At 43.1% G+C, this 14,037-nt stretch carries 13 protein-coding genes; 4 read left to right on the top strand and 9 right to left on the bottom strand.

All coding sequences use genetic code 11. The features are described from left to right. Nucleotides 1-184: 184 nt before the first annotated feature. From R8O10_RS08400 to R8O10_RS08390, 3 genes are all read right to left on the bottom strand, one after another. Nucleotides 185-940 carry an SDR family NAD(P)-dependent oxidoreductase gene (locus tag R8O10_RS08400; protein ID WP_017634222.1) on the bottom strand — a complete coding sequence of 252 codons (756 nt, stop codon included), beginning with the start codon at nucleotides 938-940 and terminating at the stop codon, nucleotides 185-187. Nucleotides 941-1,548: 608 nt separating this feature from the next. Next, nucleotides 1,549-2,022 carry a copper chaperone PCu(A)C gene (locus tag R8O10_RS08395; RefSeq protein WP_042521048.1) on the bottom strand — a complete coding sequence of 158 codons (474 nt, stop codon included), beginning with the start codon at nucleotides 2,020-2,022 and terminating at the stop codon, nucleotides 1,549-1,551. 93 nt (nucleotides 2,023-2,115) lie between these two features. Next, complete coding sequence (locus R8O10_RS08390) at nucleotides 2,116-2,577, bottom strand: hypothetical protein (RefSeq protein WP_258473692.1); 462 nt, start codon at nucleotides 2,575-2,577, stop codon at nucleotides 2,116-2,118. Between the two features lie 439 nt (nucleotides 2,578-3,016). Between R8O10_RS08390 and R8O10_RS08385 the strand changes: the two genes are divergently transcribed. After that, entirely contained in the window at nucleotides 3,017-4,066 is a 1,050-nt protein-coding gene (locus R8O10_RS08385) for a Preprotein translocase subunit SecY (protein WP_318191290.1), read from the top strand. A gap of 97 nt (nucleotides 4,067-4,163) precedes the next feature. Here R8O10_RS08385 and R8O10_RS08380 read toward each other — a convergent pair whose 3' ends face one another. Further along, nucleotides 4,164-4,460, bottom strand: a complete 297-nt coding sequence (locus tag R8O10_RS08380) for a hypothetical protein (protein ID WP_017634219.1) — start codon at nucleotides 4,458-4,460, stop codon at nucleotides 4,164-4,166. 149 nt (nucleotides 4,461-4,609) lie between these two features. Then, nucleotides 4,610-5,809 (bottom strand): DUF5666 domain-containing protein, encoded by a 1,200-nt coding sequence (locus tag R8O10_RS08375; protein ID WP_318191289.1) that lies wholly within the window; start codon nucleotides 5,807-5,809, stop codon nucleotides 4,610-4,612. An 89-nt stretch (nucleotides 5,810-5,898) separates the two neighbouring features. Here R8O10_RS08375 and R8O10_RS08370 point away from each other — a divergent pair, with 89 nt between their 5' ends. From R8O10_RS08370 to R8O10_RS08360, 3 genes are all read left to right on the top strand, one after another. After that, entirely contained in the window at nucleotides 5,899-6,567 is a 669-nt protein-coding gene (locus R8O10_RS08370) for a response regulator transcription factor (RefSeq protein ID WP_017820242.1), read from the top strand. Continuing rightward, nucleotides 6,539-7,780: a sensor histidine kinase gene (locus tag R8O10_RS08365; protein ID WP_025767687.1), complete on the top strand. Its 1,242-nt coding sequence runs from the start codon at nucleotides 6,539-6,541 to the stop codon at nucleotides 7,778-7,780. The genes R8O10_RS08370 and R8O10_RS08365 overlap by 29 nt, the downstream gene beginning before the upstream one ends. A gap of 137 nt (nucleotides 7,781-7,917) precedes the next feature. Further along, nucleotides 7,918-8,847: an SRPBCC family protein gene (locus tag R8O10_RS08360; protein WP_017820241.1), complete on the top strand. Its 930-nt coding sequence runs from the start codon at nucleotides 7,918-7,920 to the stop codon at nucleotides 8,845-8,847. A gap of 146 nt (nucleotides 8,848-8,993) precedes the next feature. Here R8O10_RS08360 and R8O10_RS08355 read toward each other — a convergent pair whose 3' ends face one another. The 4 genes from R8O10_RS08355 to R8O10_RS08340 form a co-directional block, all read right to left on the bottom strand. Continuing rightward, complete coding sequence (locus tag R8O10_RS08355; protein ID WP_318191288.1) at nucleotides 8,994-9,449, bottom strand: hypothetical protein; 456 nt, start codon at nucleotides 9,447-9,449, stop codon at nucleotides 8,994-8,996. A 12-nt stretch (nucleotides 9,450-9,461) separates the two neighbouring features. Further along, nucleotides 9,462-11,240: a S8 family peptidase gene (locus tag R8O10_RS08350; RefSeq protein WP_318191287.1), complete on the bottom strand. Its 1,779-nt coding sequence runs from the start codon at nucleotides 11,238-11,240 to the stop codon at nucleotides 9,462-9,464. A gap of 247 nt (nucleotides 11,241-11,487) precedes the next feature. Next, complete coding sequence (locus R8O10_RS08345; protein WP_033906993.1) at nucleotides 11,488-11,829, bottom strand: hypothetical protein; 342 nt, start codon at nucleotides 11,827-11,829, stop codon at nucleotides 11,488-11,490. A 10-nt stretch (nucleotides 11,830-11,839) separates the two neighbouring features. Further along, nucleotides 11,840-13,753, bottom strand: a complete 1,914-nt coding sequence (locus tag R8O10_RS08340; RefSeq protein WP_318191286.1) for a tetratricopeptide repeat-containing diguanylate cyclase — start codon at nucleotides 13,751-13,753, stop codon at nucleotides 11,840-11,842. Between the last annotated feature and the right edge of the window lie 284 nt (nucleotides 13,754-14,037).

The following is a 14,037-nucleotide window of genomic DNA, read 5'->3' as shown; positions in this document are numbered from 1 at the left end:
ATTGTAATACAAGTGGTTTTGTTTCAGCTAGAGGAATACTGTCCATACCAAAAAATGGGTGAAACGTTACAAATGGGGTGAAAGGCGAGGTGGTATAAGGATAAGCCGCAGTACAAACATACTGCGGCCGTTATCAAATCAGTACTAAAGCGTACTTACTGATAGGTAAAAAGACTTATTGGTACTAAATGCCTAAAGCTTGACCACCACCAATTTGCAGTGTTTCTGCGGTAATGAATGATGCATCTTTACTTACCAGAAAAGAGATAGCAGAGGCGACTTCCTCTGGCTGGCCTAGGCGTCCAAGCATAATACTGTCTGCCCAAGAAGCAAATACTTCAGGCTTGGTTGCTTTGATTTGAGCATGGAATGGTGTATCGATAGTGCCAGGAGATACTGCATTGACTCGAATTCCAGCCGGAGCTAACTCTTTAGCTAAAGCGCGAGTTAATGTATGAACGGCGGCTTTTGATGTACCGTAAATACCTGCACCTGGACCACCTGCATTCCAAGCAGCGTTTGAAGTGAAGTTGATAATTGATGCGTTATCAGACTTTTTTAGAAATGGAATCGCTGCGCGTGATACGAAGAATGCACTATCGAGGTTTAAAGCCATGACTTTACGGAAAAAAGCAGTTTCCATACCTTCAATAGGACTACGACCACCAAGACCACCTGCGTTATTAACGACAACATCGATTTTGCCGTATTTTTCACCAATAGCATTGATGTTTTCATCGACGGCATGTTCATCTGTAACGTCAAAACCGTAGTATTCAGCCTCAATTCCTGCGTTATGTAGTTTGGAGACACACTCCGAACCTTTTTCATCTTCAATGCCGTTTAGAATGACCGTGTATCCATCCTGACCAAGACGCTTTGCTACTTGGAAGCCGATACCGCCAGTAGCACCAGAAATAAATGCAATTTTAGTAGACATAATGGTGTTCTCTCATGTTTGTAGAGTTGGAAAGGATTTTTTATTTAACATAGAGTATTATTGTAATACAAATGGTTTTAATAAACAGAGAAACACCAACAATGAGAAGTCGATCACGTACTTTTTTGAGATGCTGACTCATCCAGTGGCATATATCGACTTTTACGGTCGTGCATGATTTGTATCTAGTCAGGAGAATCGGGATATATAAACAATTGAGCATATAGCTGCCGGCTTAGCTCGTTGGGCTGAGGTTTGTTTCAAGTAGAAAGAAAGCTGATTAACCGTGGGTCTTTGTTGCCAAACTTATGATTTCATTCAGGCTTGCCAAGTGATGGTTGGAGAACTTTGTCGAGAGGTTGAGTTTTAAGCGGGTAGGGAACCTTTTTAGGATCTTAAGTCTTTCAAGGTCATTCTGAATAGCGAGGGACGAGCGTGATTTAGAATCTCTTGCCCGAGCACGCTGTTATGATATGTGACCCCGTTTCGCCGAGCGTTATTCATCACCATTATTCTGAAGAGTCGAGTTAGGATCTACCGGAATAATGATTTTGACTAAGCTGAGATAAAAATGCCCGCTAAATCAGCGGGCACTTTTGTTTACGTCATTAATGGTGCATGTGTTTTTCCATGTGACCTTGTTTTTCAACCGCCATTTCTACTTCCACTTTACCCGCGTTTTTGAATGTTAACGTCATAGGGAAGCGGTCGCCTTCTTTAAGAGTTTGTGTTGGGTTAAAAATCATTAAATGGAAGCTGCCTGGCTTAAACAACACTGAGTCATTGGCTGGAACGCGCACTTCGTCAATCTTAATCATTTTCATCACACCATCTTCTTTCTTATGCGTGTGAATTTCGACATGCCCTGCGATTGGGCTTTCTGCTGCGATCAATGCATCTTCACTGTCACCGTGGTTGGTTAATTGAAAAAAACCACCGATAACAGGTGCGTTTGGTGGCGCTTCGCGGCTCCATGGATGGTCGATATGAATTTTTCCTGCTTCATAATCGTGCGCTAAACTCAGTGGGCTAGCGATGACAGCAATAAGCGCGATAGCGGCGGTTTTAAATGATTTAAGCATGTGCTTTTCCTTTTGAATGAATAGCTTCTCTGAATGGACAACAAACAGAGTCATCGTTATTTTTGAATAAAGTTGTCAATGATTAGATGCCTGTTAGGCAGGAAAAACACTCGGCGGAGAGTGCTTAGGCGCGATGTGTTTGTAAACGAGCTTATCGCATTTTGAAAAATGATAAGTCTTCAGTGCATACTTTACTCGGCGCAGCCAATGGATGGTTGTCAGGTAAAGCCCAATCGCAACCAGAAGAAAGAATTGAACAGCTTGAAGAAGCGGACATTCAAACTGAAAGCCGTCGTGTAAGTTAAGATCTTGGATGAGCTTAGAAGAAGATTGAGCGTTAGCCTCAATCAACGTATTGATATCCACCCATTTGAAACCATCTGCGGTACACAGTAAAACCTTTTCACTTTGGACTTTGTTGAGCCAAGTTGTGCTGTGAACTTGTGTAGGGTTAAGAGCGGCTGTGGACGCTAAATACAACTGAAACAACACCGCGATAATAACCGCAATAGCGTGCAAGCGATGGTGTTTGTGCTGTATTAGAGTGTTTTCCATACAATTGAGTGCTTATCTTCTTCGGCGCGGGATACTAACAAATTAACCAAACAATGTAATTATCAGTTTACTAAAAGGTGATGCAAGTGTGCATTATTTGTTTTATTGCCTATTTTTAACGCTTTAATGTCTTGATTAGGCTGACATTCACAACCTCCAATTCAACTTGTCAGTCTTGCCTAGTCGCTTTTGAAGATACCGAATTAATCTCTCTTATATGCCACTGAAGCTTCGGTTAGTGGGTTTCGTGGTGGTGTTTTTACGTGCTAGATTTGGCTGATATCGATTCAAAATGCACACCGAATCTTCACTTGTTTTCCATTAACGGAATTATGACAGTAATTTAATAAAGGATACGGTATTCTGCGCTCCTTTGTACATGCCAGAAACGTCCGTCCTACTTAGTCGGAGGGGCGATTAATCTTAAGAAATTTCTCAAATGAAATACGAACAACAGATTGGATATCGATACCCTAAAGGTCGATTTGCCATGGTGAGTGTATATGCATTCACCGGTGCTGCGATTTTAGCATCGACTATTTTTTCTCTATTGCTGTTTTTGTCGATCGACGAAAACCCGATGATGCAAACCTTATTTGGTGGTTTAGCGATCATTTTTGAAGCGGGTAAATTTTACGCTTGGTATGAATACGGTGAGCGCCGAGCCCATCGCAACTACACAGGAGCAGCAACCGCTCTCGTGTTTTATTTAGTCTTAGCTGCGATTTCCATTGGCGGTAGTATTGGTGGGATTAATAGTGCAACCAATGGTGCACAAAGTCATATTTCGGTAGAGCAGGCGAAAGTGGAAGCGTTTAATCGTCAGATTGCGGCAATCGATAAGCAGATTGATCTCAACAATATGGCAGCGCAGAAATACATCGAGATGGAGCGTATCGCGACTGGTCTAACTCGCATTCAGGATCAAAACAAAGCCTTACGTGAAGAGCAGCAACGCTTGGCTATGGAGCGTGATAGTTTACCGCCGGTCACGCAAGGCTCAGTGATTGGTTTGATTGATAGCCTAGCCAACGCATTTGGTACCACCTCTCAACAAGCTCAGCTTGGCTTGGTTGTATTTCTTTCGATTCTTTTGGACTTCTTTGCTGCATTTTTTGTTGGCTTGATTGGTGAAGAGCAACGGTTCCGATATTTCTATCGCAGAAATGAGGGCATGATATTGAAAACAGTTCGCGATATAGACCCAGCGCCTGCGGGTTATCTTCCTCATATAAAAGAGGAAGAAGAGCAAGAAATACCAGCTGCGCCGGAGCCAGAAGAACCAAAGGAACCGAAAACCTTGTTAGAGCAAGTTAGCGATGCACTTAAAACGCATCAAATTACGTGCACCAAAAAAGCCGTTGCTAAACAGTTTAGGCTGTCTGCGGAAGAGGTAGACAAGGTATTTGAAGAATTGGCAGAGCTCGGTTTAGTGGGGAAAAAAGCCAACCACCATTATCATTGGATAGGTGAAGCAGAAACCGCATAATTGGTTATCTATTAGAGTTCGGAAAGAGCGTCAATCGGCGCTCTTTTTTTTGGGGAGGGGGGAGTTTCGCTATTAAAGTTAACTACAAGAAAGCGTATCAATCTTTATTGAGCTTTTTGGTTACGTCTTTCACCGTTTTCTTCTCTTTTTCCGGTGTCATTGCATCAACAGCTTTACCCGCCATCCCTTCATCTGGCAATTTGTCTTTTCCTGCATCAACTGCGGTATCTTTCAGTGCCTCTTTAGGCGTACAGCGACCCCCAACACCAACCACGGCTTTTGTCGCAGCGGCTTTAGCTGCCTTTTCTGCATCGCAGTCAGGATCCATAACGCTAGCTAAGCTCGTGGCTGAACCAAAAAACAAGATTAACAAAATGAGGTTGCGTTTTTTCATATTCGTCACCAATGTTGTGAAACATAGGTAAAGTGTAACGGAGAGAAAAGGCTTTGGCTGAGAATTTGTTGGTTTGAGCTTGGGAAGCAAAGTAAGGTGAAAAGAAAAAGTGCCACCGAAGTGACACTTTTTCTTAAGCGTAGAAGGGATTAGTAGTCGTAAACGTCTAACTCCACTTCACGGGCAATATTTTGCTCGTTAATGATCACACCTTCGACTTCGACACGAGCACCATTTAGGTTAAGTTCTTCAATGCCTTGGAAGCGTGTTTGTGCATCAATCACAACGGTGGTGTTACTTAGTACTTGATCAGCATCATTCTCACAATGCTCAATTTCAAACACTCTTGAATCAGCATCGTAGTTTGATACATAGCCTTCACATTCAAATTCTTTACCTTGCCATTGGTTGTTATCGTCAAAGTCTGGTTGCTCAAACTCAATAACGGTAGCGATGCGTTTGCCATTTTTCATGACAGACGTTACTTCCACTTCTTGGCCTTGTTTTAGGTTCGCTTTGCTGCCGTCTTCAAATCGTGTTGCGTTATCGATGAAGAATGCACCTCGGTAGTTTAGTGAGAACTCACTGTAGTCATTTGCAACCCAAGTGACGATGCCTTCCACATCGCTGTCATTGCTTATGACGTCGTAGCCTTCAACTTCTACCTCATGTGCCATGAAGATACCGTTTTGCATTTCACCTTCTACTTCCACCCATTGGCCGATGCTAAGTTGGCTAATGTTGTTATATGCCACCGTTACCTTTTCACCCAACTTAAATGTTCCAGCATTTTCATCGATACTGGTAATACGGCCTTCCAGTTCGTAGTCGTTATCAAGTGCTGGGTAATCGTTATCTACGTCGATTTCGACCACAGACAACACTCGATAACCCGCATCCGCAGTCGGCAAGGATGACACCATCACCCAGTCGTTGACCTCTATATCATCACTTAAACCGTCAAACTGCAGATCTACGCCGTTTACCGTAAATGTTTTCTTCACATGATCAATCGCTGTGACACGTCCTGTAATGGTTGGTTCAAGTGTGACTCGGACGCCATTATTCGAAGCTTGCCGAATATCTGACCCCACGCGAACCACCATTTTTGGTTTTACATCGGCCAGTTGCACTTGTGTTTCGTCATAAACCACCTCAGACACACGATACGTATGTCCATTGACGGTTAACGTGCTTTCTTCAGCGTTGACCGCTTCAACAGAGCCAATCGCTACACTTGGTTTCACTGCTGGTTGAGTTGATGTGCTATCGCTATTGCTGCCACCACCTGAACCACCACAACCAGACAATGCCAAACCTACTACAGAAATAAGAGCGAGTTTTTTCATTGTATTAACCTCAATTTACGAGCGAGTTTAGGAAATTGCCTGTATCTTATTGGGCATATCGTGAAGAGATCGTGAAGAAATGTGATTTTATGAAAATTTTAATTGTAGATGACAACCATAACGTCTCGGAGACGATTGCAGACTATCTTGAGCTCGAAGGCATGATTATCGATTGTGCGTTTCATGGAGAGGCTGCGATTAAGTTAATCGAGGAAAATCATTACGATGTAATTATCATGGATATCATGATGCCGAAGCTCGATGGCATCAGTACGGTACAGAAGCTTCGACAAGATAAGTTATGTGGAACGCCAATTCTCTTCCTAACGGCAAAAGATACGCTAGAGGACAAAATCGCGGCTTTTAAAGCGGGGGGAGATGACTATTTAATGAAGCCATTTGCGATGGAAGAGCTCAGTTTGCGTGTTCATGCTTTGGCTAATCGTGGTCCAAGACAAGATATCGGAACGCTCAAATTTGCAGATATTTGTTTAGATGCGCGTACAGGAAAAGTAACGAGAAAAGACAAAGAAATTAAGCTGAGTCGAATTCAAACTAAAATTTTAAAATTGCTCCTCCAACGTGCTCCAGCTGCGGTCTCGCGCACAGAAGTGATCGATAGTGTGTGGGGAGACGAACCACCTGGAAGTGATGCACTTCGTAGCCATATTTATGGTTTAAGAACCGCACTAGACAAAGGTTTTGAAGAATCACGATTAGAGACTATTCATGGACAAGGTTACCGACTTAAAGCATAACGAATATCCAAGCATTTATCGCAAGATCCGTTGGGGTTTTGGGGTCATGACGTTTGTGATGTTTACTCTTTTTTGGTCGCTGATTTATGTGGCAGAAAACAAACTGGAAGTGCTGAGTTTACATCACTGGCTCGATACTGAAGCTGCGCTTTATAGTGAGAATTTCGAGAAACAGGGCTGGGATGCGCCATTGCCAAACGTATTGGAGTTCAACTCATATTGGAGTGAAGCTCCGACACCGGATTGGTTGCTCTCTTTTACTTCACCTGGTTTTTACGAATACCTGCTTGGTGAAGAAGACAAACACTTTGTTGTATTGAACCATCCCTCAGGGAAGGGGCTTATGTACATTGTATTTCAAGATGACTCCGATGATTACCTCGACGAATACGAAAGCTCGCTGCATCAGTTTACGCTACTGCTCGGTGGCTTATTTTCATTTGTTATGGTCGGGTATGGCATTTATATGGTGCGAATATTGTCTCGACCACTAGCGCAAATCGAAGACAAAATTAGCCAAATGTCACCGGATCAACCCGCTTTCCAAGTTGAAACTAAGTTCAGCGAAACACGCCAGATAGAGCAAACTTTGCTGGATAATAAAAACGATATCGCGGGCTATTTCAAACGAGAGCAAGAATTTAGCCGTTTTGCATCGCATGAGTTGAGAACGCCAATCATGGTGATTAAAGGCTCAACAGACATTCTGACGCGTATTCCTGATCAACCTCGAGTTGCGCAAAAAGCCATCACGAGGATGCAGTCAGCTTGTGACGAAATGCGTGTACTGACAGAAGCGTTTCTCTTACTTGGTAAAGAGAAAATAGAGCCTCAGCATTATGGAGAGCATCAGCTTCTCACTTGTTTACAAAAACAGTTGGAAGAGCTAGCGCCTTTATTTGCCAAGCAAGATTCGAATTACGCTTTGCACGAACAACATAGTGGTGTAGTGAAGGCCCCAGAGAGTTTTGTGACCATTGTTATCAACAATCTGATTAAAAACGCCTTTAGCTATAGTGTGGGAGATATTGAAATTGAGTTGAAAGGTCATGCGCTTAAGATCCTAAACCGTCACGATGGCAACGAGACGTACAACGCTGGTTATGGTTGTGGGCTTGTTATCGTACAACGAATATGTGAACGGATGGGGTGGGCGTTAGTACTGGACGATGATGGTGTTCGATTTAGTGCAAAAGTGGAGTTCTGCTCTTAGCTTTGCGCGTATTGATTCAAGTGAGAATTAACGCTCTGGATTTTTCTTGTCGTACGCATCTAACCCGTAGTCAAACAAGAAAAAACTGGAATTTGAATTAGACTGAAGTTAGTGAAGCGGAAACTCGAGGAACCGTTATGCTCTCTTATCAGGTCAGCCGAAGTATTGAAATTAATAAGAATCAAAGTGAAATTATTGGCTATCTCAAGAACTTCAACAACTGGCCCAGCTGGTCACCATGGATCATTCTTGAACCAAGCTGCGAGCTGACATTCAGTGATAATCAGGGCCACGTTGGAGCTGGTTATCAATGGAATGGTCAGCGTATTGGGACTGGCGCGATTGTACTGGAAAGTACTCAAGAGCATCGATTAGATATGGAGCTACATTTCTTTCGCCCAATCAAGAGCCATGGAAAGGTGACTCTAATCGTGACGCCGTCACAAAATGGCTGTTTAGTCGAATGGCAAATGCAATCTCGCGTCCCTTGGTATCTGTTCTTTCTGAAAAGTATGTTTAAGTCGATGATAGAGATGGATTATCAACGTGGGTTACGCATGCTCAAAAGTAAGCTTGAAACCGGAAGAGTGCATTCAGACTTAGTCGAAATAGGTAACCGAACGTTGCCTCAAATTCATTACATTGGGATCAAGGGTGTGGCTAGCTTGCAGGAATTAGGTTCGGTAATTGAGAAGCATGTTCAGCAACTAGAACAGTTAATTAGTGACGAAACCCTATCCGTGAATGGTGAATTGTTTTGTTATTACCAGTCGATGGATATGCAGAAAGGTACATTCGAGTTTATCACTTGCTTTCCTCTTCATAACTCAGTACCAGCGCCTCAAGGGGCGGTTACTGGTACCATTCCTGAGAGTGAAACATTTGTCGTTGAACACCGAGGTGAATATCAGTTTTTGGGAAATGCATGGGCTTTAGCGATGAACTTGGTCCGTCAGAGTGGCATGAAAGTCAAAACCAGTCCTTTAGGAATCGAACGCTACCTGAATAGTCCGAAGGAAACCACGGAAGAAGAGCTAAGAACGGAAATTATTTTGTTTAAGAAATGACAGGCGCAGGCGAGTAGGGTGTTTAGGTATCATACTAGTTATGCGAAATGTTACTAAAGAATAATAGCGTATCTGTTCCTACCCATAAAAATGCCTCAGCAATCGCTGAGGCATGGTTTTACAGGCCAACTTCTCTTGTTAGAGAATTATTGTGCACGGTATTTACCGCTGTTTAGTTCAATTTTAGACGCTTTTACCCGGCTGTCTGCATTTAGGTAGTCGCTAATACTTAGCAGATCTTGATCTTGAGATGCTTTTAACACCGCTGATTCCCCCTCTGCGAAGATAACTTCTAATTTTAACTCTTTGGCGACTGCTTTCGCTTCGTTAGGATTGTTTACGGTGACGTAAACCAGTCCAGTGGCTTTGGATACGTTACTAAACGCATTCTTAAACACCTCATCACCCGCTTGAAGTTTTACGTCTTCAGATAGGGTTCTAACAGTGCCAGTTTGCACTTTTCGATAGTCTTGGCCATTAATCTCAACCGCTTCTGATGGCACAAACAGTTCTGGTGCAGGTTGTTGAGAGAGCTGTTGCTCTGCGTATACACTCGACGTCATGATAACGAGAGCCAGCATAGAAAATGATTTGTATTTCATGTTATTGACTCCTTAGTGTCCAAATATGCGCATCGACCAGTTCTTAATAACACCGGGTTGAGCGTTGTTTGCCATCGGAACGTCATAGGTGGTGGAAGAGTTGAAATATGCAATGTAAGAATAGACTTCATCGCCGTTCGTATCTATTGCTCGCAACGTCCATTCGCCTTTTGCATCTTCGCCGTAAAATTGGTTAGACAACATTAATTGATCTTTGTAGCCTGTAATCGTTGGATCAAGAGATTGACCAACAAGACCATTGCGCGGTGTTTGCAAAACGGAACGAGTCCCTGATGGCGAAATGAGCTCAATAGCTAAGTCGGGCAGACGAGCGTGGTCCAATGTCAATGTCACTTGAACGGATTCTACTGTCAGCTCATCGGCAATGGCGATACTTGAAGAACCACCAACTAGACTTGCATCGGGTACACTTACTTCTGTAGCGTTATTAACCCATGGCGTAATGACTTGAGCTGGTAAAACACGATTCGTCATGCGAGCACGTTGCATCGCTTCATCTAAATCTACAGCGCCGAAGCCATAAAAAGTATGGAAATCTACGCCTGCTGCGTTTTTCTGCCAAGGGGCAATTGCCTCGTAGCTAACCTGTTCACCTTTATGGTTAGTAAATTCAAGCTGTACGCCTGGATGCGCTTTATCCGTTACTTTTGCTGTCTCCGCTAGTAAAGCACGTACATCACGAGCAGAAAGTGCGTGGTTGGTTGACATGATTGCCGCGATGGCACCCGATGTGTTTGGCGCAGCCGATGAGGTTCCGTTCATCGTACTGGTATAGTTACAGTTCGGATCGAGCTCCGTTCCGCCGTGTAACCCATTAATGCCAAGGCCTTCACTGGTATTTTGCCCTTCTTCACAACCCATTAAATCAGTGGTGACCATAGCAGGGAAATCTTGCCCATATTCACCTGCTGGTGCTGCAACCCACACGTTCGAACCCACCGATGAGTAACTCGCTCGCGTACCATCCGCTCGTAGTGCACTAGTGACTAAATTGAAGTAATTGGCGTTATCATAAGACTGAGCAGAGTTGTGCATCGGTAAGCCTTGATTGTCTCCACCAGCAAAGAAGTTACTTGGCAATACGAAGAATCGCCCTGCATTGAAATAGCGGTAACCATTACCTGCTGACTTTACAAATACAGCACCTCGACCCCAGGCGTTACTCTCGCTGACGTTTTTCATCACGTCCATTTCAAGTTTTAGTTGAGGGTCGCTTTCATCAAAAGTAATCGGGTTTATAGGGCTGAAACCGTAACTTTGGTTAAATACGCGAACATCACGTGTTGCTGGGTCCATGCCATGGGAGATTAACCAACCTTCTAATGTCTGGTTGGCTAACCAGTTAAAACCAATGAGGGAAGAGTGAGAAGCGACACCGCGTCCGCCTTCACCGTTGTTGCCGACGGCGCTAATCAAACCGGCTACAGCAGTGCCATGACCATTAGTATCAACCGGATAACTTAGTGGGAATGAAGAGTCTTCGACGAAGTTTCTGCTACCTATAACTATATTACCTGCAAGGTCGGGGTGATCGATCTGCACTCCAGAATCAATGACGGCAACTTTCACACCAACACCTGCAATCCCCATTGCCTGAGTGAGCTTAGTGTTTAAGTCGTTCCCAGCAACAGCAGGATTAGCCGCAAACGCAGTTTGCCCCGTGTTGTCTAAGTGCCATTGTTCAGAATAGAGTGGATCAAACGCCGAGACGGCAGGTGCAATGCCTACTGCCAACATAGCGGCAAATAGGCGATTAATGCGTATTTCCATTTTTGACCTCATGTCTTTGTTTGGAATTTTTTAGTTCCTGTTTCATATTCCGCTAACAGGAACAAACAAAGCTAACGACAAAGAATAAGGACGAAAACCATTTACAACTTGTTTACATTAAAAGTTCGATGGACAACATAAGTCTTTGTTAATTTACTGAAACCATGAGGTTTTTATATGTCGTATCGAACATGCATGAAAAGTGAAAAGCAGAAAATACTAGTGTACCGTCTGCTTCAAGAGGGGGTTATTTAGTTGAAGCGGGTTGAATAGTTGCCATTGGTTTCTTAGGTTCGGCTTTTTCCTTAGGCAGCACATTATCAATCCACTTTTTAATGTACAACTTATCGAATTCTTTATCACACCACTTTTTGTTTAATCCACGTCGATTGAACTCAGCACCAATCGCCACTTTGGTTTGGTTGGTTGCACGGTTGTAGTAGAGAGTTTCACATAGTTGAGTGTTACTCATTTGCTGGGCATATACGTTGACACTGCTGCTGCGCATTCCCAGTTGAGATGCTTGCTGATTACTGCACGCCATAAGAAATAGAGGCGCAAAAGTAATAATGATTAGATTTTTTTTCATGTGTGCTTTTTTATGATGTAGGGTGAATGATGAACTGGTTTCTGCCAGCTTGCTTCGCATCATACAAAGCTTGGTCTGCCAAGAAAAACCACTGATCCCATTCTTGTTTAATTGTTTGTGCCGACAGTTTGTCCACTGCTCCAAGGGAAATTGTCGCGCTTAATGGTTTAGAGTCAACCACCAATGGTGTGTTTTCAACAGTATATCTCAATCGCTCCAAAAACTTAGCGCAATCTTCAACTCGCTGTACTTCGAATAATAGGACAAACTCTTCTCCACCCCAACGAATGAGTAGGTCACCAGAGCGGGTGGATTCATTAAATAGCGTGGCAATATGAGTCAGCATTTTATCGCCAATATCGTGTCCATATTGATCATTAAAGGTTTTAAAATGATCGACATCTAAAACGGCTAAGGCAAATGTTCTATCTGGGCTTCTACGAGCCATTTTGTCCAACCAAATGTGAAGATAGCGACGGTTATGCAGTTGAGTTAATGGATCGGTAGTATTTTCTTGAGTGAGTGCTTTATTAATACGTCTAACGCGCAGTACGTAACGAAAACCAACGACTCCAATTGCCGCAATAGCGATAAAGTAGAACATTTCTCGATAGCGCTGTGAACGCAGTTCAGAGGCTTGTAGCGCATTTTTTGTTTCTAGCAATTTGAGTTCTTTCTGGGCTAACTTAGCTTCGAGGTCAAACTTAATGTTAATCATCTCTTCACCATGAATATGATGAGAAAACTCAGCCTCTAGCTCTCTTAATTGGGTTAAATAATGAAAAGCCGCTTCATAGTCATTAAGAATTTGATGAGCGTTTACCAGTACCGAAAGCATATCAATACGCTGACGCAGCTCTAATTCACTGGTTGATTTGGTTTGTTCTAGAACGTTAAGCGCTGTTGTAATAGCTTTATCGTATTGTTTGTTTGCGAGGTAAGCCTCTGCAAATGCCTCGTAACAAGACGTTTTTAGCATTTCTAGATTTTTTGGAATGGGCAGGTCTACGCAACGTTGTGCGACCATTAATGCATCATCAATTTTTCCTACCGAGCTCAACATTTGTGAAAAGCTGGATAAAGAGTGGTGCTTGACTGTGTCCGACCCCGTTTGCATTGAAAGTCGAATGGCTTCATTGAAATAATATTCCGCTTTTTTGTTATCTCCGAGGCTCGAGTGAACGATGCTAAGGTTTGCGTAGATAACCCCCATAAAAAAGCTATTATCGTATTGATATTCGCTCTCTAGGTAAGTGTCGAGAGCTTGCGTTAGGTAACTGTTGGCCCGGGCCCAATCTGATGCGTCGATGTAGACCGTCCCAATGTTGTTCAGTGTCATCGCGACTTGTATTTCAAATACTGTTTTTTCTAATAACTCATAGGCATTGCGATAATATTTTAGGCCACTGCGTAGTTGATTTCGAGATACTTCTAGATTGCCTAACCAGCGGTAAGCACGGCCTTCTAATGCTAGATAACCAAGATCACGGGCTGTAGAAACAACGTCATGGAGTAACAATTCTGCGTTCCAGTTATCGTCTTGCTCAATCATTGTTACTGCCTTATTGAGCTGTGCTTCAGCGACGACCCATTCCAAATGGTGCTTTTTACCGAATTCGATTAAATCGGGCATATCTTTCGGTAATGGAACGCCTTCGTAACGCTTAAGGTACTTTCGTGCAAAGTAATACAGAGCAAGAGACTCCGCTGATGCATGCTGTGGCGTATTTAACTCATCTTTTTGAATTGATCGCGGCTTACCCATCGAGCGAAAGTAGAGTTTTAACATGGGCTTGCTTTCTGCTGAAATGTGTTCTTCCAGATAAGCTTGCTTTTCGGTACTCGCCAGCACGTTGGTCGGATGCAAGAAAAGTCCAAGTGCAGTACAAAGTGCGCAAGCCAGTTTTTTAATTGAGAAGTGCATGAGCGTATTAATAAAATGTGATCTCTTAACCGAATACCAGTTAAGTCTACCATTTCTTGTTGGTTAAGTGCGGATGGATTCCCAGTGGCAAAGTGCTTTGGGAGTGAGAGACGAGAAGGATCTCTATAATATTATGATTTATAAAAACAAAATCTATTGAAAACTTATGTAATGATTGGAAGATGGCATAGGTAGGGTAACGATGGAAGGTAAGTGAGCATATTCGGTGGACTCAATCTAATGATTTAAGCCGCGGATTCATCGCTCGAAATCAGAGTGAAGTG

The organism is Vibrio sp. 1727 (genome assembly GCF_033344415.1).
Taxonomy (GTDB): domain Bacteria; phylum Pseudomonadota; class Gammaproteobacteria; order Enterobacterales; family Vibrionaceae; genus Vibrio; species Vibrio alginolyticus.
Note: the sequence above shows the minus strand (reverse complement) of the source record. Positions and strands in the feature narration are given on the sequence as shown.